General features: G+C 42.6%; 19 protein-coding genes. 5 read left to right on the top strand and 14 right to left on the bottom strand.

Annotated features, from left to right (window positions below):
• Window positions 1-36 precede the first annotated feature (36 nt).
• From F6K46_RS12875 to F6K46_RS12860, 4 genes are all read right to left on the bottom strand, one after another.
• On the bottom strand, window positions 37-168 hold the full coding sequence (locus F6K46_RS12875; protein WP_293052904.1) for a hypothetical protein: 132 nt from the start codon (window positions 166-168) through the stop codon (window positions 37-39).
• 99 nt (window positions 169-267) lie between these two features.
• Complete coding sequence (locus F6K46_RS12870; protein WP_293052901.1) at window positions 268-1,494, bottom strand: transposase; 1,227 nt, start codon at window positions 1,492-1,494, stop codon at window positions 268-270.
• Between the two features lie 504 nt (window positions 1,495-1,998).
• Window positions 1,999-2,928 carry a phosphodiester glycosidase family protein gene (locus tag F6K46_RS12865; RefSeq protein ID WP_293052898.1) on the bottom strand — a complete coding sequence of 310 codons (930 nt, stop codon included), beginning with the start codon at window positions 2,926-2,928 and terminating at the stop codon, window positions 1,999-2,001.
• 222 nt (window positions 2,929-3,150) lie between these two features.
• Window positions 3,151-4,059 (bottom strand): phosphodiester glycosidase family protein, encoded by a 909-nt coding sequence (locus F6K46_RS12860; RefSeq protein WP_293052895.1) that lies wholly within the window; start codon window positions 4,057-4,059, stop codon window positions 3,151-3,153.
• A gap of 143 nt (window positions 4,060-4,202) precedes the next feature.
• Between F6K46_RS12860 and F6K46_RS12855 the strand changes: the two genes are divergently transcribed.
• Window positions 4,203-6,308, top strand: coding sequence for a TIGR00300 family protein (locus F6K46_RS12855; RefSeq protein ID WP_293019306.1), 2,106 nt, complete (start codon window positions 4,203-4,205; stop codon window positions 6,306-6,308).
• A gap of 29 nt (window positions 6,309-6,337) precedes the next feature.
• On the top strand, window positions 6,338-6,478 hold the full coding sequence (locus F6K46_RS12850; RefSeq protein WP_293117073.1) for a hypothetical protein: 141 nt from the start codon (window positions 6,338-6,340) through the stop codon (window positions 6,476-6,478).
• Between the two features lie 52 nt (window positions 6,479-6,530).
• On the opposite strand, the gene F6K46_RS12845 is transcribed toward F6K46_RS12850, so the two are convergent.
• On the bottom strand, window positions 6,531-6,767 hold the full coding sequence (locus tag F6K46_RS12845) for a hypothetical protein (RefSeq protein WP_293019275.1): 237 nt from the start codon (window positions 6,765-6,767) through the stop codon (window positions 6,531-6,533).
• Window positions 6,768-7,267: 500 nt separating this feature from the next.
• On the bottom strand, window positions 7,268-7,471 hold the full coding sequence (locus F6K46_RS12840) for an NblA/ycf18 family protein (protein WP_070395823.1): 204 nt from the start codon (window positions 7,469-7,471) through the stop codon (window positions 7,268-7,270).
• A gap of 463 nt (window positions 7,472-7,934) precedes the next feature.
• Here F6K46_RS12840 and F6K46_RS12835 point away from each other — a divergent pair, with 463 nt between their 5' ends.
• A complete protein-coding gene (locus tag F6K46_RS12835) occupies window positions 7,935-8,333 on the top strand; it encodes a DUF433 domain-containing protein (RefSeq protein WP_293052892.1) in 399 nt (132 codons plus the stop codon).
• Window positions 8,334-8,388: 55 nt separating this feature from the next.
• Here the strand turns inward: F6K46_RS12835 and F6K46_RS12830 are convergent, their stop codons facing one another.
• Together F6K46_RS12830 and F6K46_RS12825 are read right to left on the bottom strand one after the other, a co-directional pair.
• A complete protein-coding gene (locus F6K46_RS12830) occupies window positions 8,389-9,147 on the bottom strand; it encodes a class I SAM-dependent methyltransferase (RefSeq protein WP_293052889.1) in 759 nt (252 codons plus the stop codon).
• A gap of 394 nt (window positions 9,148-9,541) precedes the next feature.
• Window positions 9,542-11,317, bottom strand: coding sequence for an N-acetylmuramoyl-L-alanine amidase (locus F6K46_RS12825; protein ID WP_293052886.1), 1,776 nt, complete (start codon window positions 11,315-11,317; stop codon window positions 9,542-9,544).
• Between the two features lie 864 nt (window positions 11,318-12,181).
• On the opposite strand from F6K46_RS12825, the gene F6K46_RS12820 reads away from it, so the two are divergent.
• Entirely contained in the window at window positions 12,182-13,924 is a 1,743-nt protein-coding gene (locus F6K46_RS12820) for a SulP family inorganic anion transporter (RefSeq protein ID WP_293052883.1), read from the top strand.
• Between the two features lie 169 nt (window positions 13,925-14,093).
• Here F6K46_RS12820 and F6K46_RS12815 read toward each other — a convergent pair whose 3' ends face one another.
• The 3 genes from F6K46_RS12815 to F6K46_RS12805 form a co-directional block, all read right to left on the bottom strand.
• Window positions 14,094-14,639: a pyridoxamine 5'-phosphate oxidase family protein gene (locus tag F6K46_RS12815; protein WP_293019268.1), complete on the bottom strand. Its 546-nt coding sequence runs from the start codon at window positions 14,637-14,639 to the stop codon at window positions 14,094-14,096.
• Window positions 14,603-14,782 carry a hypothetical protein gene (locus F6K46_RS12810; RefSeq protein ID WP_293052882.1) on the bottom strand — a complete coding sequence of 60 codons (180 nt, stop codon included), beginning with the start codon at window positions 14,780-14,782 and terminating at the stop codon, window positions 14,603-14,605. Before F6K46_RS12810 ends, F6K46_RS12815 begins: the two co-directional genes overlap by 37 nt.
• A 184-nt stretch (window positions 14,783-14,966) precedes the next feature.
• The gene (locus tag F6K46_RS12805) at window positions 14,967-15,110 is read right to left on the bottom strand and encodes a hypothetical protein (protein WP_293052880.1); all 144 of its coding nucleotides are present in this window, start codon (window positions 15,108-15,110) and stop codon (window positions 14,967-14,969) included.
• Between the two features lie 16 nt (window positions 15,111-15,126).
• On the opposite strand from F6K46_RS12805, the gene F6K46_RS12800 reads away from it, so the two are divergent.
• A complete protein-coding gene (locus F6K46_RS12800) occupies window positions 15,127-16,350 on the top strand; it encodes a chromate transporter (RefSeq protein ID WP_293052878.1) in 1,224 nt (407 codons plus the stop codon).
• A 275-nt stretch (window positions 16,351-16,625) separates the two neighbouring features.
• On the opposite strand, the gene F6K46_RS12795 is transcribed toward F6K46_RS12800, so the two are convergent.
• The 3 genes from F6K46_RS12795 to F6K46_RS12785 are packed head-to-tail and all read right to left on the bottom strand — an operon-like array spanning window position 16,626 to window position 18,250.
• Complete coding sequence (locus tag F6K46_RS12795) at window positions 16,626-17,234, bottom strand: hypothetical protein (RefSeq protein ID WP_293052875.1); 609 nt, start codon at window positions 17,232-17,234, stop codon at window positions 16,626-16,628.
• 54 nt (window positions 17,235-17,288) lie between these two features.
• Window positions 17,289-17,753 carry a DUF4365 domain-containing protein gene (locus tag F6K46_RS12790; protein ID WP_293052872.1) on the bottom strand — a complete coding sequence of 155 codons (465 nt, stop codon included), beginning with the start codon at window positions 17,751-17,753 and terminating at the stop codon, window positions 17,289-17,291.
• Window positions 17,753-18,250 carry a DUF4365 domain-containing protein gene (locus tag F6K46_RS12785; protein WP_293047346.1) on the bottom strand — a complete coding sequence of 166 codons (498 nt, stop codon included), beginning with the start codon at window positions 18,248-18,250 and terminating at the stop codon, window positions 17,753-17,755. Before F6K46_RS12785 ends, F6K46_RS12790 begins: the two co-directional genes overlap by 1 nt.
• Between the last annotated feature and the right edge of the window lie 138 nt (window positions 18,251-18,388).

Here is an 18,388-nt window from a genome sequence, read left to right as displayed (position 1 = left end):
TCTTAACCCTTCACCCTGCGTCGATACCCTTTGACCTTAATTCAAGTCCAGACTTTCCAACTCCGACTGGAAGTCTGCTACAAAGGCTTCAGTATCATCCAATTTCATATCGTTCAAAGCTTCCCACTCTGCATCGGTATAGTTGGCATCGCTCCCAATAACATCCATGGTCCAAGAGTAAATGTTGCTAGGATCTTCGAGAAGTTCTACAGCAAATTCACGGGCACTTTTGCTGATACTCGGATCTGCCTTAGCTGGTGACAGCTCCTACACTGACCTTACAGGTTCAGTGTAGGCTTCCCAGTCAATCCAGCCATCGCTTCGGAGGCACTGGGCTTTAAGAACGGACTGCCCTGCCGCTCTGTTTTTGATATTTATGGCAGCATTGTGATCGCGGTCAAGATTGCATCCACAATGGGGACAATCATGCCAACGAACATGCAGCTTTTTAGGGACTTTTTTTCCACAACCGGAGCAATTCTGCGAAGTATTTTGGGCGCTTACTGGAACTGCCAACAAGCCAGCATTCTCGGCTTTGCTTGTCAGAATTGTCAGAAAGCTTGACCACCCAGCATCCAAAACAGATTTAGCCAATCGGGATTTAGCAAGCCCTTTGACGTTCAACTTCTCATGAGCGACTACGTCGTATTTTGACAATAAGTAATTGGCGGTTTTAAAGTGGAAATCTTTCCGTTTATCCGCCACTTTTTTATGTTGTCTCCCAAGTTGCTTGATAGCCTTGAGTCGGTTAACCCCTCCTTTCTTCCGCCGAGACACCCGTTTTTGGATGACTTTTAACCTTTTTTGAGCCTTTCGGTAATACTGCGGAACTTGAATGGTTTCCCCTTCTGAAGTGGTTAAAAACTCCTTAAGGCCAACGTCAATACCAATAATTGAGTCAGGATTAATGTCAGGTTTTACTTCAGGAACTGTTTTGTCTTCCAGAGATAAGATTAGATAATACTTATCGCATTTTTTAGTGATAGTAGCCGTCTTGATTTTGAACCCGTCAGGGATAGGACGATGCAAAACAACTTTTACTTTTCCTATTTTTGGAAGGGTAATCAGATTGTCTTCTAGGCAACCTTCCTTCATTTGAGGATAAGTGAAAGTACGGTAACGGTGAGTCTTTTTGAACCTCGGTCTGCCACTCCGCTTACCTTTGCTATCCCCTTTAATGAATTTATCAAAAGCTAATTTAACCCTTTTGACTACATCCTGAAGCACCTGGGAATGGATATCTTTGTACCAGGGATGAGTCTTCTTTAAGTTTGGTAAACTCTTTTTCTGACTGTAATAATTTGGATTATTCCTTAACTCTGGAAGGTAACAAACAAGTGGGCAAGCATTAACAGAACAACGATTTTGCTCATACCAGCGAAACCTATCTGCCAGCAAATAATTATATTGCGCGCAAAGCATTGATAGCCAATTGTCTATCTGTGCTTTCTGCTCTTTTGTTGGCTTTAATCGGTACTGGTAAGCAATGATCATCGTTTGTTGTCTCCCTGTTTTCGACCTGTTACTACAATAGCAAATTGTGTATCCAAGTGTCAATCCAAAATGAAAGACAAAAAACTGATAGTTAGAATCACCGATTTTGAAAAAAGGCAGTTACAACAAGAGGCTGAATGTCGTGGGATGACTCCATCCGAGTTGATAAGAAGTTTGATAAGCACCTAAACACAATTAATTTCCTACTATGAATCTCTGTAACCCTTACATTGTAAGGCTTTGAGTTTTGCAAAATGTGTAATTAATTTTGTGCACCTGCTTAGCACGTTTTTCTGAACCAAAAGACCCTGTCTACCATTCATCCCACACTTATACTTCGTATTAAGATGTGGGGCTTCTGGGGGGTTCCGCTAAAATCTTTTTTTTGTATACCATGCTTGAGTAATCGTGAGAGTTTATTTCCGAGTTAGATATTATAGTAATTTGCTGGAAAGCCGTTGATCAGGATAAACATTTTTTTTGTTTTGTTTATGCTACATCCACCTATTCCCTGTTCAACACATCTATCGGCAAAGCATAGATGCCCAAATGGTTAGCAATTGCCCGTTGGCGCGTAGGAATACGGGTCTGAATCGGTGAATTTAATACTCTTAGCTTATTTGTATTATTTGCTACTACCAGAGTGGTGGAACCACCCCCATCCAAATTGAGGGCGCTATCGGCTCCTAATTCTTGAATAATACTAGTTAATTCAGCCAAAGTAACCCCTTCACTGTAAAAGCGCTGGCGACCATCAACAATAATTAACCACAAAGTTTTGCCTGATTTATCAATAGCCACAGCAGTGCGGGGATACAATAGTTTTTCATCTGTACTATCTCCCAATACTGCTGGCTTCCCTTCCTTTAGTAAAATTTCTCTACCCGCCAATCCCTCAGATGTGCCTAGAGGGCAACGGTTTTGATAGATTTGAACTTGGAGAAGCTTTGAAATACACAGCACTGAATAATTTTTTGATTTTGGAGGAGCATAGGATTTCCCCTCAGAGATAACTTGCCCTTCTACTTTGACCGGATCACCAGGTTTAGGATAGGAGTCCGGTGGATACTCCCGAAAAGGATAAAAGAAACTACCGTTGATAGCTAACTGTAAGTTAAATTCCCGCACAAATTCCGAAGTAGTGCGGGCAGCAAATTCGTTTTTATTGATGGTATTTCCTGGTGTTACTAATAGTTTAATTCCTGGTGCGGTTAGGTCTATGGTAACAATATGTACCACCAGCGGACGGGGAGATTTGCGAGCATCTCTTTGATACACAATGCCTGGGAAAAGTTGTTGCTGCTTGTCGGTAGGAAGTGGACGCTTGAGCAGCAATGCGCCATAGATCAAAACTGGCACGCTCACAATGCTGACAATACTGATGCTGGTGGTAAGCAGAATTCGCTTAACTCTAGTTATATTTAATTTTTTCATGCTCTAAGCTATACCAAAGGGAACAGGGAACAGGGAACAGGGAACAAAAATTATCACAATTCCTACACGGATTGGTATATTGTGCATTTAAACTGTATTATATTAAGGGGGTTTATTAACTACTAGTTTTTGGTATAAAATAGCTATAATAATCATCAATTAATGGTGATATTTTTTACCCTAATCCCTACTCCCTACTCCCTATTCCCTAATCCCTACTCCCTACTCCCTGTTTTCTACCGGCAAAGCATAAATTCCCAGATGGTTAGCAATTGCCCGTTGGCGCGTTGGAATACGGGTCTGAATCGGTGAATTTAACACCCGTAACTTATTATTATTTGCTACTACCAGAGTGCTTGAACCACCCCCATCCAAATTGAGGGCGCTATCGGCTCCTAATTCTTGAATAATCTTAGTCAACTCAGCCAAGCTAACCCCCTCGCTGTAAAATTGCTGGCGACCATCAACAATAATTAACCACAAGGTTTTGCCTGATTTATCAATAGCGACAGCAGTGCGGGGAGAGAATAGGTTCTCACCTCCACGACCTCCCAATACTTCTGGCTTTCCTTCTTTTAGTAAAATTTCTCTACCGGCTAGTCCCTCAGATGTACCTATAGGACAACGGTTTTGATAAATTTGAGCGCGGAAAAACTTTGAAATACAAAGCACTGAGGAAGTTGCTTTTGGAGGAGCATAGGATTTCCCCTCAGAGATAACTTGCCCTTGTACTATTACCGGATCACCACGTCTAGGATAGGAGTTCGGTGGATACTGCCGAAAAGGATAAAAGAAACTACCATTAATAGCTAATTGTAAGTTAAACTCCCGCACAAATTCCGAAGTAGTCCGGGCAGCAAATTCATTTTTATCGACTTTATTTCCTGGTGTTACTAACAGTTTAATTCCTGGTGCGGTTAGGTCTATGGTAACAGTATGTACCATCAGCGGACGGGGTGAGTTGCGAGCATCTCTTTGATATACGATGCCTTGGAACAGTTGTTGCTGCTTGTCGGTGGGAAGCGGACGCTTGACCAGCAATCCGCCATAGATCAACAGTGGCACGCTCACAATACTGATGCTGGTGGTAAGCAGAATTCGCTTCAGTCTAGTTATAAATATTTTTTTCATGGTATAATTAAGGGTTAGCCATTATCTATAAAACCAATCCACCAACTTAACCTACTCCCCTGTCAATGGCAAATTGTCGTGACATTGGTTTAATTGCTGACTTACCTTGGTCGTGTAGGTATCTACCAGATCAGAAATCGACTATGACAGAATCAATTCGCTTCCTCATGTGTCCCCCTGACCACTACGATGTGGATTATGTGATTAATCCTTGGATGGAAGGAAATATTCACAAGTCATCAAGGGATCGCGCTGTAGAACAGTGGCAAAAACTGCACTATGTCATCAAAGAGCATGCCCTAGTCGATTTAGTTTCTCCTCAATCCGGTTGGCCAGATATGGTATTTGCAGCCAATGCCGGATTAGTCTTGGGCAAGAATGTAGTGCTTAGCCGCTTCCTCCACAAAGAGCGCCAGGGAGAAGAACCTTATTTCAAGCAATGGTTTAATGACAATGGCTACACTGTCTATGAACTTCCTCAAGACTTACCTTTTGAAGGAGCTGGGGATGCTCTGCTAGACCGGGAAGGGCGTTGGCTATGGGCTGGCTATGGCTTCCGCTCAGAACTTGATTCCCATCCATACCTTGCTAAATGGCTAGATATTGAAGTTGTGTCCCTGCGCCTAATGGATCAACGTTTCTATCACTTGGACACTTGCTTCTGTCCCCTGAGTGGTGGCTATTTACTTTACTATCCCCCAGCATTTGATGCCTATTCCAACCGCTTAATCGAAATGCGGGTAGCACCGGAAAAACGAATCGCCATAGAGGAAGCTGATGCAGTGAACTTTGCTTGCAATGCGGTCAATATTGATCAACTTGTAGTGATGAACAAAGTTAGCGATCGCTTGAAAGATCGGCTCGGTCAAGCTGGGTTTGAGGTGATTGAAACCCCCTTGACGGAATTTCTCAAAGCTGGTGGTGCTGCTAAATGCCTAACCTTACGGGTAACTGAACCAGTCCGCAGTGAAATCCATGGCAATCAACCGGTTGAAAGTCGCATTATTCGTTTGGAAGGTCATTTGCTTGATTCTGGTATCATCAGCCGTGCCTTGGATTTAATTGTAGGAGGTGGGGGTAGCTTCCAGGTACTTAACTTCGACCTAGGAACACAGCGGCAAAGCACCTCTAATGCTGAACTGAAAGTCTCTGCACCAGATCATGAGGTGATGGCAGAGATTATGACTAAGCTGATTGATCTAGGAGCTGTCACTCCTGCCCAAGAGGTGTGTGATGCTAACTTGGAACCTGTTACTCAAGCAGGGGTTGCTCCTGATGACTTTTATGTTACTACCATTTATCCGACGGAAGTACGGGTAAATTGTGAGTGGGTGAAGGTACAACATCAACGCATGGATGGTGCGATCGCAATAACTGAAACCCCAGACGGTGTAATCGCTCGTTGTAAAGTGCTGCGGGATTTGGAAGTTGGAGAGCAGGTGATCGTGGGAGTAGAAGGAATCCGCACGGTGCGCAAAACTCAATCCCGTGAACAACGCAATCAGCAAGAATTTAGTTTTATGGCATCTGGGGTCTCTAGTGAGCGCCGGGTAGAATTAGTAGTCGAACAAATTGCTTGGGAGCTGCGCCAAATTCGGGACCAAGGGGGCAGAGTTGTAGTGACAGCAGGACCTGTGGTAATTCACACTGGCGGTAGTGAACATTTATCCAGTTTGATTCGACTTGGGTATGTTCAGGCGCTGTTAGGGGGAAATGCGATCGCAGTTCATGACATCGAGCAATCCCTGATGGGAACCTCTTTGGGTGTGGATATGAAACGAGGAGTAGTTGTCCATGGTGGACACCGACACCATCTCAAGGTAATCAATACTATCCGTCGCTGCGGTAGTATTGCCCAAGCTGTAGAACAGGGTGTATTAACTAAAGGGGTGATGTATGAATGCGTCCGCAATAACGTACCATTTGTCCTAGCCGGTTCCATCCGAGATGATGGTCCTCTGCCAGATACCCAGATGGATTTGATTAAAGCACAGCAAGACTATGCCAAGTTATTGGAAGGGACAGATATGATCTTGATGCTGTCTACTATGCTCCATTCTATTGGCGTCGGCAATATGACTCCAGCCGGAGTGAAGATGGTCTGTGTGGATATTAACCCCGCCGTAGTGACAAAATTAAGCGATCGCGGTTCAGTAGAATCTGTTGGTGTTGTCACTGATGTCGGTTTATTCCTTAGCTTGTTAGTGCAACAGTTAGATAAGTTAACCAGTCCTTATCTAGTCAAGTAATTAGTTTAACTGTTTAAGGTTAAAGGTTATTGGGTTCAAGGTTGAAGGTTATTGGGTTGAAGGTTATAGCAGTCGAAGTAAAGCTTAAGACATATTTCTGCTCCAAAGCTTCCGATTCCCGATTCCCGATTCCCGATTCCCGATTCCCGATTGCCTGTTACCTTTGCTAAAGATTGACTGTTGACAATTATCCGTCAACAGTCAACCAATATTACTAAATTATTAACTTGCTTTATAATCCATATTTTCATTGTCACTAGGAACCAAAACCCAGTCTGAGAGTCTTAGTTTCTGATAGGTTGCCCAGCCTTTAGAACCGCCAGGTACTGGATAATCTGGGACAGCATATTGGGGAAAAGCTGTGTACGGACGCCAAGCCTCATAAGGGGAAGTCCGCAAGTGCAACATTTTTGGTTCATTGCTACCAAAGCTCGATAACCAGCACATTTGTTTTACCATGGGATACTCCTTGATTGTGAATTAAAGCTAGAGAGCCTTGGTTAACTGACCCTGTGAACAGTAAGTAGGTGATAAATTACTCTGAATTGCTGAGTTACTGAATTCATCGATAATTTAGCAATTCAGTTTAAATGTATTTATAGCTACCTACATGATGCACTTAATAATGTTATTCTGTCTCAGTCGCCTTGACTCTAATTGCTGTGTTTATTGTTTCTTCAGTAATTTAGCTGTGGATTCCGGAGAATTGGGTTAAGCTAATCAGAATTTAATTTGCAAATTTACCGTATTAGACAAAAGTAAGCATTTAGCCGTCAGTGGTCACCGGTCAGTGGTCAGCGGTCAGCTATCATGCTTAACATAAACCCAGGGTAGCTGCGCCTATTCGCAATAAATTAAACGAATGCTTAGCTATACAAGCTGATAGCTGATAGCTGAACGCGCACGGGTGTGCGTAGCACATAAGCTTATAGCTTACTTTCATCCCTTGCCCCCTGAGCTTACTCACTCCAAGGTGGAGGATCTCCGATTAAACTGTGCTTAACGAAATTCCTGAAATAAATTTCACGAATTGACATCTGTCTATAGAGCTCGCACAGAAGATTCTTGGCTTGGTCAAGGTCGATGTTTTGAATTTGCGTCTCAAACACCTTAAGATTGAATTCTTGTTCTAGGGAAAATTCTATTGGTTGATGTTTTTCCATGATGATTTGACTCCTATAAGTTTTCAGAAATTACCGATTCGTTAGAACCTTTTATCAAGTTAATTAGGAGTGGGTAACTTTACTCCTTAATTACTTATCACCTTGAGTTGGGATTTTTATGCAAGGATTACTCTAAATAGGCTTTATACTAGTTATGATGGCAAATTTTAGGAAACTTTACAGTACCCTTGCGGGTACTTTGTATCCGACCAAAACCCATCCTTAACTATCACATCGGCAAAGCAACCAGAAAACGCCTCCGCGCTTCAGGGGATATCCAGAGAAACCAGAGCCCCCAATCTGGTAGCGTAAGTAAAAATACTTATCTGTATCTAAGTTCTGATTGCTATATCGATAGTTTCAGAATAATTGGCAGACAAGACTAGAATGCCTCAGTATTTATCTCAGTTTTTTGTTCCAGTTGTTTCAGTTATATGATCTCAATAGATATATTCAAGGTAAATTGATCCCAGTTATAGAAGTTAAAACCTATGTAGAGTATCGGGACAATGGTTACTGGATTGCAGGCACACGAATTTCTCTCAACTCCGTTGTGTATACTTTCCGCAACGGATTATCACCGGAAAGTATTGTTCAATCTTTCCCACTGTTGACCCTTGAACAAGTTTACGGAGCGATCGCTTTCTACTTAGCTAATCGTGAGCAGATTGATACTTACCTCGCTTTGGAAGAGGAAGAGTTTAATGCCATGGCTCAACCATTACAAACCACTGATCCGTCTCTGTATAACAAACTTATCTCACGATTAGCCAAAAAACAGAGGCTAGGAGTATGTCACTTTTTCCTTAAGCATATGCGCTACGCGCACGCTGCGCGAACAGCAGTCAGCGGTCAGCCGTGAGCCAAGGCCAATGGCCTTGGCCATTGGCTGATAGCAGCTGAATGATTACTGATAGTTAGGTTTTGTTAAAAAAACTATCAGTAAACTGTCGCAACCCGAAATACCATTTAACGACCGGGTCCTTTAAGTAAGGCTGTAGAAGTCTCATCTTCGTAGATTCTTCGTAGTATGCGGTCGATGCAGCAGATTCAGAGGCAAGTAAACGCTCAATTACTTCTAGTATTTCTGGGGCTTGAGAATGCTCTGCCTGGAGATAATCGATAATATTGTAACGATACCAAGGAGCTACATTAGGTATTTGTCTAAGTTTCTCGCGAATACGATCCGCGACGACAAAATTATGCTTAGTGAATAAACGGTGCCAGTAATCTCTGGAATGAAGATTGATATGTCCATGGCCGCTCTGACTAGGAACTGCTGCTGAAAATACCACGATTGGCGCAACACTAGTCATCCAGCTGATTAGTATTGGAGATGTTTCAGGTTCTAGGTGTTCAGCAACTTCCAGAGAAATAGCAAGATCGAAATTCTGGTTGGAGAAACGATTAGCAATGGCTACTTCGTCATTTAGATCAAGTTTGTGAAATTCAATAGATGATTCTGAGAAATCAGGTTCCGAATAACCATCTACAGCTGTTACCTCTACACCCAATCTGGCCAGCTCTCTAGTAAGATGCCCAGGACCACACCCAAATTCTGCCACACGTTTTGGTTGATAAGTTTTAACGATTGTTGACGCTATAGCTTGATAATTGGTATCGAATATTTCACTAGTAAAATATTCTGAATTGTAATCAAATGCAGCCTGAGTCATAGAATTTATTTCAAAGTTATACGTGAGGTGAAACCGAGACATATCTTACATCAAACAAGTGATACTAGATAGCTCTGAAAATGGTTTTGAATTTACAGGCACTCAGTTGAGAAATTAAACAAGTTAGGGTAGCCCATATATCTATCAAGCAAATTGGCGAAGTTTATTTTACCATCAAAGCCAAAAGTCTTGAGTCCAGTAATAAAAGTTTACATTGTTATCCTATCGTTGTTGTCAACGGATGCAGTCGGCCAAAGGAGGTTTCCCTGATGAGCAACTACCAGTGCGGTCTTGGGGGTTTCCACGCCAGTAGCTCATCTGACTCCCCATCTCCCCATCTCCCCATCTCCCCTCTGTTTCCCTATTCCCTGTTACCTATTCAACAAAGCTTGCATTACTCCACAGTAGCTATCCATTCAGTAATCCCATCTGCGATCGCATTAGCCAATTGCCTTTGTTCTCGGGGATTGCTAATCCATTCAAACTCTACCGGATTAATCATAAATCCCAATTCCAATAGCACCGAAGGAGCTTTGTGAGGACGGGTTAGGGCGAGATTATTCCAAAATACTCCGTAGGATGGACGCCGGAGCTTTTGGACTAAATAATTATGCAAAAACACTGATAAATCGTGGGCTTGGGTATGATACCAAAACATTCCGATCCCAGCAGTATTAATAGCATCACCATAATCTGGTAGCGCATTGTAATGGATAGAAAGGGCAATCGTTGGTTCTAGTTCGTGAATCATATCCATCCGGTCTCGTAATGACACATCCTTGTCAGTTTCCCGTGTCATATATACCGTTGCTCCCCGTTGTACCAATTCCTTTTGCAACAGTTTCGAGACTACTAAATTAACATCCTTTTCTGGATACCCATTCGGTCCGCTAGCTCCTGTTTCGGCTCCCCCATGTCCGGGATCGAGCAGTATCTTAATTCCTGCTAACCGCTGAGTCGATAGACCCAGTATTCCTCTACTGCTCAAGTTTGGTGGATGTCTCAAAGACAGAATGAGAGTAGTGCCTTCATACCTCAAGTCATACCCCCACTGCTGCTCAGATTTGAGTCTAAAATTATACTCCACCCGGTCTGGAGTCACTTGGTACCAGTCTAGGCGCTTAATCACTGGGTCATCATTTAGGAAAATTGTATCCGTTTGAGCGGTTAGATTATGTAGCGTTAGGGTAAAGGTTTTATCGGACTGCTGCACACTCACTGGTACTGGTATCTCTAGGGGAAAGAGAATTTCTGTTGCTCCAGGTACCTGTCGGGAAGTAATACTGCGAATAATCGACTTCGGGGGAGTTGCACCAGGAATTACTTTGGTTTCCTTCTGGCGAATCCAAGCACCATAATCAAGACGTAACCAGTCTCCCTCTTTGCCCGTGACGGCTGCTCTAGTTCCCTTTGGTAAAGGCGTTAAGCGAGAATAGTTAGTACTCGGTCCAGTGCGGGCAACCCCAGCCTCTTCTATTACCTCTATTACCTCTAAGCGGTTACGAGAGAGAATTTCCACTGTACCTGTACCCCGCTGACTGACTCTCTCGCCATTGAGATTTAGTTGAAACACAGGGTTGCCAAAATTACCAGCTTGTGATACTTCAGCGCATCCCTGGTAGTTATTAATGACTGCACGAGGTGTAGGTTGGTTTTGACCAGTCAATACGGCAAAATTGGAGGGAAGTTGGGCATCTTGGGATTGAGGGAGTAAGGAAATCTGTTGATTGCCCAGGGTGACAGAAACCCTAGCACGAGGGGATGCGATCGCACCAAAACAAATCTGTTCTCCGGGTAATCTAGCAATATCTGCTGCTGGGGTCAGGGAATCTTTCGCAAATCCCAAACCTTGTGGTAACTGTGGTTCAGTAGACAGCCGGGTTACGGTAACTTGAATTTCCTGGTTTAGATAGCGCAAGGTAAACCGATTTTCTCCCAGCTGCAGAGGGAAACTAGGAGCAAAATTCCCACTTTGGCTACGGGGGATAGGTCTACCATTGACCAACACCTCTGAAGTAGGGGCTGCAGTACCAATCAAGAAAATTTTCTCTGCAGTAGTTTTATGCTCACGAGGGGGATAGGCCAGGAAAAGGGGTTGCTCAGCCGAAACAGGTAAAACAGGTAATGTAATCACAGAAGCTAGTATTGCCCAACTCAGGATTTTTTGCATGCTTTCTCGTCAACAGCAGGATAGGTTACCAGTAATTAGCCCAATCTTACCAGGAGTATCCCAATCTGATTTAACTGAGATCTTGCACCATTGTCATTAATCGTAGGGTGGGCAGTGCGTACCAAACCGCTTTGCAAGCTTCATTATCTGTCTGATGCACTGCCCACCCTACATGAACTGTCTAATCTCTAGTCTCTAATCTCTAGTGAGAGTAATTGATTTTCCCGGAATTTTTAACCAGAATTTGCGAAATAATCCACCAATCCTTCTGTGTACTCCCACTAACCTTGCTCAATTATTCTTTGGGGAGATGACTAGGGTAAACCTATGTTATTTTGAAGTGCCTAGTGGATATAATCTTGATAAGATAAGTATTTTTGCTTATTAATTGTTAAATTCTTATTAATTGTTAAATTCTTATTAATTCTTAAATCTTTGTTAGGTGCGCTTTCCGCATCTAATTATTAAATTCGCCACGGTTCGCACCTCTGCATCGCTTCTGAGTAAGGTTTCTATAATTTAGCTCCGTTTGCCCTGGGGGGATTAGAGTCTCTGGTGCTAGTCATCCATTGATTTAATGCTAAAACTCTATCGATTAACCAAAACTCTAAACAGTTTCACCTCTGGCAGTGTAAAATTCTAGTGTAAAATTCTATGGCATCTTATATAGCAATTATTGCTATAAGCAACTCTAGCTTCCATATACTTTAGTGTTGCCCAGGTAAATCTCGGTTTCTATATTTGGATGGCTCTACCCCTTAGATTTTCCTATACCATCATGGTAGGAATTCCAAGTGATATGGAAAGAATCAATTAGATGTGGGCCACTTTGCAAGTATTATTCTTTCACTAAATTACCCACTCATGCAATTTGTTAATGGTTTACATTTCCGTAATTTGCGCGGTGATGTCTTTGGCGGCCTGACTGCTGCCATTGTTGCACTACCATTAGCCCTAGCCTTTGGAGTATCCTCCGGTGCTGGGGCAATTCATGGTCTTTACGGCGCTATTTTTGTTGGTCTGTTTGCCGCTCTGTTTGGCGGTACTCCCTCTCAGATTTCTGGTCCCACTGGCCCGATGACCGTAGTGATGACAACGGTGTTTACGGCGCTAGTTGCTAAAAACCCAGAGAATGGTCTAGCGATGGCATTTACTGTTGTCATGCTAGGGGGGATATTTCAAATCTTATTTGGGGTGTTGCGGCTGGGTAAATATATTACCCTGATGCCCTACACAGTTATATCTGGCTTTATGTCAGGGATTGGTGTGATCATTCTGTTGTTACAGATTGGTCCATTTTTCGGGCATCCTAGTTCTGGGAATGTGGTGGAATCTGTCAGCAATTTTCCTACCTTTGTGGCTAATCCCCATTTTGCCGCTACCGGTCTAGCAATCCTGACTCTGGTGATTATGTTTGGATCACCTAGGAAGCTGAGTCGATTAATTCCATCCCCCTTGCTAGCACTGATAGTCTGTACGTTGATATCGGTTGTCTTTTTCCCAGACCTGCCAGACAGCGAGCTCAGACGGATTGGAGAAATCCCCACAGGCTTACCCAAGCTACAGTTGCCAGTGTTTGATTTCAGGCAGCTCAAAGAGATGCTTGGCTATGGTCTAATGTTAGCCACCTTGGGAGCTATCGACTCTCTGTTAACGTCCATGGTTGCTGATAATATTACCCGTACCCAGCACGACTCTGACCGAGAATTAATTGGTCAGGGTATCGGTAATACGATTGCTGGCTTGTTTGGTGGGCTACCTGGTGCTGGTGCTACCATGCGGACGGTAATCAATGTTAAGGCTGGTGGTCAAACCCCCCTTTCAGGCATGATTCATGCCCTAGTGCTGCTAGAAGTTGTTTTGGGGGCAGGAAGCCTGACTGAAAAAATTCCCCATGCTGTACTGGCGGGCATCTTGATTAAAGTAGGCATCGATATTATTGACTGGAGCTTCCTCAAACGAGCCCATCAAGTCTCCCTCAAGGCAGCAGCATTAATGTATTTAGTGTTATTCATGACTGTATTTGTTGACCTAATTACAGCCGTTGCCGTTGGGGTGTTCATTGCCAACCTGTTGACTGTCAAAAACCTCAGTGAGCTACAAATTAATCAAATCAAGGAAATTACTGCTCCTGATGATGCTGAAAAGAGTTTGAGCTATGAAGAAAAACAACTTCTGAAACAAGCTCGTGGTCGAATTTTCCTATTCCGTCTCGGCGGACCAATGAGCTTTGGTGCAGCCAAGGGTATCTCTCAGCGGATGGGGATGGTAGAAAAGTATGATGTCCTGATTTTAGATCTCAGTGATGTTCCCTTGTTGGGAGTGACCGCTTCTTTAGCGATAGAGACTATGGTTAAGGAGGCTCGTGGCAAACGTCGTGATGTGTTTATCGTAGGTGCGACTGGTAGGGTTAATCAAAGGCTGGAAAAGTTGAAAATCCTGCAACTATTACCAGAAAGAAACCGAGTTAGCGATCGCATCGAGGCATTAGAGCAAGCAACTGCCTTGATTACGGGAGAGCAATCACATATCAATAGTGCTTTAGCCCAGGAAAATCCCATAGAGGTCAATAGCGCTGCCGCTAGTCTAGACCAAACTAAAAGATAAGTGAGTTTGGTTCTTTGTCAGAATGGTGAAGGCAGAATTAATAATGTAGAATGTAGAATGGTGAAGGCAGAATTCTTAATTCTTAATTCTTAATTCTTAATTCTTAATTCTTAATTCTTAATTCTTAATTCTTAATTCTTAATTCTTAATTCTTAATTCACCATTCTGGTTAATCTTCTAAAAGATTAGTCGGTAACCCATCTATACTCTCAATATTTTTGGCTTGCCAATAGTCGTGAATTCCCTGTTTTCCCTTCTTATTCGCCCACTTGAGCAGAGTTTCCCTCTCTCCTTTTAAGTCATACAAAGGTACACCATAACCACAGGAGGTTTGGGCAGATTCTACATTTAATACAATAATCTGTCTTTCCCCTGGTAGGCTATTGAATAGGGAGTAGACTGTTTCCCATTCCTTATCCCTAGGTCGAATTACCTGACCATGACCATAAAGGCGGAGAATTAATGGCTTTTCAGTGAAGCTACAAAACATAATTGTCATTCTGCCATTTTCTAGCAAATGAGCAGATGTCTCGTTACCGCTACCGGTTAAATCTAGATAAGCCACTGTTTTACTATCAATACACCGAAAGGTGTTTATCCCTTTGGGGGATAGGTTAATACGACCTTGATGGGGAGCTGTGGCTGTAAAAAATATTTTTTGCTCCTCAATAAACTCTCTTAAATCTTGATTGATTTCTGAGTAAAACTTAGCCATAGATTACACCAGATTACTCTAGTAATATTATACCATAAAAATAACCAATATAATAGCAAAGGGAGTAGGGAATAGGGAGTAGGGAGTAGGGAATAGGGAGTAGGGAGTAGGGAATAGGGAGTAGGGAGTAGGGAATAGGGCATCAAAAATTATTACAATTCCTACACGAATTGCTCAATAACCAATACAATAACCTCAAAAAACACGTTCGCGTAGCGTGGCCTACGGCCAATCGCGTAGCGGCTCTGAAAGAGCATCGCAGTTATCTGATAGCTGATAGCTGTAAGATAACTGCTGAACTATCTATAATAAGTTATCTGCAAATAACTATAAATTAAATTTTATTACCCCGATTCCCGACTCCCGACTCCCGATTCCCGATTCCCGATTCCCGATTCCCGATTCCCGATTCCCGACTCCCGACTCCCTATTCCCTATTCCCTCTTCCCTTTGGTATATTAACCTTGACACCTTTGGACTCAAACTAGTGTCTAACGAAATAGAAGATATTCAGCCTGACCAGCACAACAGTTCTGAAGCTCAACTCTCCCGACAAGAACAGGGGCAACGACTCAAAGAATTAGCGCTAGTCTTTTTTAAATTGGGGACAATTGCCTTTGGTGGCCCAGCTGCTCACATTGCCATGATGGATGATGAAGTAGTAAAGCGACGACAGTGGATGAGTCATGAGAAGCTGCTGGATCTACTGGGCGTTACCAATCTTCTTCCAGGTCCTAACTCTACAGAATTAGCCATTCACATCGGTTATGAGCGAGCAGGATGGCGAGGACTGTTTGTTGCTGGTTCTTGTTTTATCTTGCCAGCAATGGTGATTGTCTGGATAATGGCAGCAATTTATGCCCGTTACCAGAGTGTGCCCCAGGTAGAGTGGCTCCTCTATGGTATCAAACCAGTTATCATCGCTATTGTTTTACAAGCGTTATGGAAGTTGGGGAAAAAAGCAGCAAAAGATATTCCCACTACAGTAGCAGGAGTTGCAGCTACTATCGCTTTCTTCTTAGGTACCCATGAAATTCTCTTACTGCTGTTGGTGGGAGCTGCGGTAATGCTAGTCAAAACCCTGTGGCGTAGAGGAAATAACATCACAGGTGCTTTACTTGTGCCTTTCTCTAGTCTTTTAGCCCAGACCGGTGTACCATCCGCCGCTTCTATATCTTCTGCTAGTGTCTTCCTATTCTTCCTAAAAATTGGCTCCGTTCTATATGGTAGTGGTTATGTGCTGCTGGCGTTTCTACAGCAAGATTTAGTAGAGCGTCACCAATGGCTTACTTCCCAACAACTGCTTGATGCGATCGCAATCGGTCAAGTCACTCCCGGTCCTGTGTTTACCACTGCTACCTTCATTGGCTATCTCCTGAATGGAAATGTTGGCGCAATCGCTGCCACCGTTGGAATCTTTTTGCCTGCCTTTGTGTTAGTCGGAATCCTCAATCCTTGGGTGCCTAAGCTACGCCAATCCCCCTGGGCAAGTGGATTCCTCGACGGTGTTAATGCCGCTTCCTTAGGACTGATGACAGGAGTAACTTATATTTTAGCACGTACTGCTTTAGTAGATTGGTTAACCGTTATGGTAGCAATAGCTAGTGCAGTGCTGGTATTTCGCTTTAAGGTAAATTCCCTATGGTTAGTGTTAATCGGCGGAATTATAGGATTAGTTTCACAATTATTGCAGTTGTCGATTGGGTTTTAGGGAGTAGGGAGTCGGGAGTAGGGAATCGGGAATCGGGAATCGGGAATCGGGAGTAGGGAATCGGGAATCGGGAATCGGGAATCGGGAGAATGAGGTAGACAGAATTTTTTCTATTTCTCCTGTTATATCATGTCAGGATAATTACCCTTAATAAAAATCTCCCCCATCTCCCCATCTCCCCATCTCCCCATCTCCCCATCTCCCCACACTTTTATTATGGGTATTCAACTATTATGGGTATTCAACCGAACTTGATATTACCTTTCCTAATAGTATTAGGCTTCTCCTTTAACCATGTTCACTAGAATCCCAATAATTTTATTAATGTTGTTAATATAATAGTTGTCATTATCTATATAAGCAACATTTTTTTCAAGCTTAATAAATCTCCATTCATCCCCTGTTGTTACTGCACCATATACACAGGGTAACTCATAACTTGCTTCTTGATTAAAGAGTTGAGCGGCATACATTTCCGCAATACATTGACCTAAGCCAGAAATAATATTTTCATTCTTAGCTTCAACTATTGTAATTACGGGTAACTCTAAATATAACTGTTCTTCTGAACCGCTAATGATATAATCGCAAAATCCAGTTAAGCCTTTTTCCTTATCGACATTAAAATCAATCCCTGAGAATAGACTAATTTTTTGATCATAGGATTTTTCTTTAACTTCCAGTAAAATATTAATAATGATGAGTTCTGATCTAGCTTTTTCCGTATTAATGGCTAACGCTAAAGGAACATTTCTTTTTAAGGTCTGTGCGAGATAATCACTGATTTTAATTTCTTCACTATTGGAAAATAGTGACTGATCCTCCACAGTCTGGATATTGAAGTCAAGCTTGACTTTCTTGAGAGTAAAGTCACTGTATGCCACGTAAGTCTCCTGATTTTGAGCCTAATGCTAAGGCGCTCGGGTGCATGGGTGTTGTTATGCGGCGGATTGGTGCTTTCGATTATACCAAGCATTAACGTCTGCGATTATCTGGCTAACCTGCTCCTGATCCAGGGAACGCCATTGATTGTTTTCAAGAGTATGAAGGCTCTGGTTGGATTCACTTGGATACTTCAACCATAGGTAATAGCCCCTGTCATCGTCCATAGTGAAAAACAATACACATACCGGGAAGGGCAAATCTTGAAAGTACTTCTTTTCTTGGTCAGATAAAACTAATGAAGCTTCTTGCTGTATGTCATTAAAAGCTTTGTCTCGACCTTTGATGTGAACACCAAAAACCCTTCCTGTCGGTAATTTATCCTGTAGTATTGTTACCAACATATCTAGCCCATAATCAGCCTTCATCCTTTCCACAACTAGATCTTGGCTACGTGTCAAATATACTATTGCCAGATGTTCAGCACGCTCACCAATGAAATAATCTAAATCTCGCTTCATTACTGCCTCCACTTCGGATCACAAAAGGCTGACCGGAATGCTGGGTAGGTGGGAGAAGTCCAGTAGGCTGCCACCTCATCCCATAGTAGCGCTAATGCATCTGGATTGAGAGGATAGTCAGTACATAGACTTGAAAGTCCTGTTTGACATTCCCCATTAGCTGACACAATGTAACCTCGCTCTCTTGATTCATCGATACCAACAATATAGGTTGGAGCAGGGTAAGCAGCAAGACGCTTGATATCAGTGGCTGTAACTTGAACTTTTAGCCGATGCTCTTTTACAGTGTAACCCTCATATGTTGACTTAACTTGCACAAAGAAAAAAGGTATCAAAGACTCATCATGAAAGAGTTCTACATAAAAGTCTATAGTCCGCTTCTTTTCCCCAAGAAATCGTGGATGATCGAATAGGTAACCGCGCGTTGGATGCTTACGTGTTATGATAACTATAAAAATCGATTCGCCTCGTTGTCCAATAACTTCTCTTTTGTCCACTAATCGTTGGCATCAGAATACTTCCCTAAAAGTATAACTCCAGAGCGTTTCTAAATTAAATGTAAACCTAGACTGTTTTTTGACTTCCAATAACACTTCATATATCTTTCCCCTTTTGCCTTTTTAAACAATTCGTGT

Source organism: Moorena sp. SIO3E8 (genome assembly GCF_010692445.1).
Classification (GTDB): Bacteria; Cyanobacteriota; Cyanobacteriia; order Cyanobacteriales; family Coleofasciculaceae; genus Moorena; species Moorena bouillonii.
The sequence above is the reverse complement of the archived record's forward strand: the minus strand, read 5'-3'. Positions and strand labels throughout refer to the sequence as shown.

What these genes read in the sequence shown, in the direction of transcription:
- F6K46_RS12825 (WP_293052886.1), bottom strand. Translation starts at nt 11,317, where the DNA reads ATGCAAAAAATCCTGAGTTGGGCAATACTAGCTTCTGTGATTACATTA.
- F6K46_RS12860 (WP_293052895.1), bottom strand. Translation starts at nt 4,059, where the DNA reads ATGAAAAAAATATTTATAACTAGACTGAAGCGAATTCTGCTTACCACC.
- F6K46_RS12870 (WP_293052901.1), bottom strand. Translation starts at nt 1,494, where the DNA reads ATGATCATTGCTTACCAGTACCGATTAAAGCCAACAAAAGAGCAGAAA.
- F6K46_RS12830 (WP_293052889.1), bottom strand. Translation starts at nt 9,147, where the DNA reads ATGACTCAGGCTGCATTTGATTACAATTCAGAATATTTTACTAGTGAA.
- F6K46_RS12840 (WP_070395823.1), bottom strand. Translation starts at nt 7,471, where the DNA reads ATGGAAAAACATCAACCAATAGAATTTTCCCTAGAACAAGAATTCAAT.
- F6K46_RS12875 (WP_293052904.1), bottom strand. Translation starts at nt 168, where the DNA reads ATGGATGTTATTGGGAGCGATGCCAACTATACCGATGCAGAGTGGGAA.
- F6K46_RS12845 (WP_293019275.1), bottom strand. Translation starts at nt 6,767, where the DNA reads ATGGTAAAACAAATGTGCTGGTTATCGAGCTTTGGTAGCAATGAACCA.
- F6K46_RS12820 (WP_293052883.1), top strand. Translation starts at nt 12,182, where the DNA reads ATGCAATTTGTTAATGGTTTACATTTCCGTAATTTGCGCGGTGATGTC.
- F6K46_RS12790 (WP_293052872.1), bottom strand. Translation starts at nt 17,753, where the DNA reads ATGAAGCGAGATTTAGATTATTTCATTGGTGAGCGTGCTGAACATCTG.
- F6K46_RS12815 (WP_293019268.1), bottom strand. Translation starts at nt 14,639, where the DNA reads ATGGCTAAGTTTTACTCAGAAATCAATCAAGATTTAAGAGAGTTTATT.
- F6K46_RS12865 (WP_293052898.1), bottom strand. Translation starts at nt 2,928, where the DNA reads ATGAAAAAATTAAATATAACTAGAGTTAAGCGAATTCTGCTTACCACC.
- F6K46_RS12855 (WP_293019306.1), top strand. Translation starts at nt 4,203, where the DNA reads ATGACAGAATCAATTCGCTTCCTCATGTGTCCCCCTGACCACTACGAT.
- F6K46_RS12810 (WP_293052882.1), bottom strand. Translation starts at nt 14,782, where the DNA reads ATGCCCTATTCCCTACTCCCTACTCCCTATTCCCTACTCCCTACTCCC.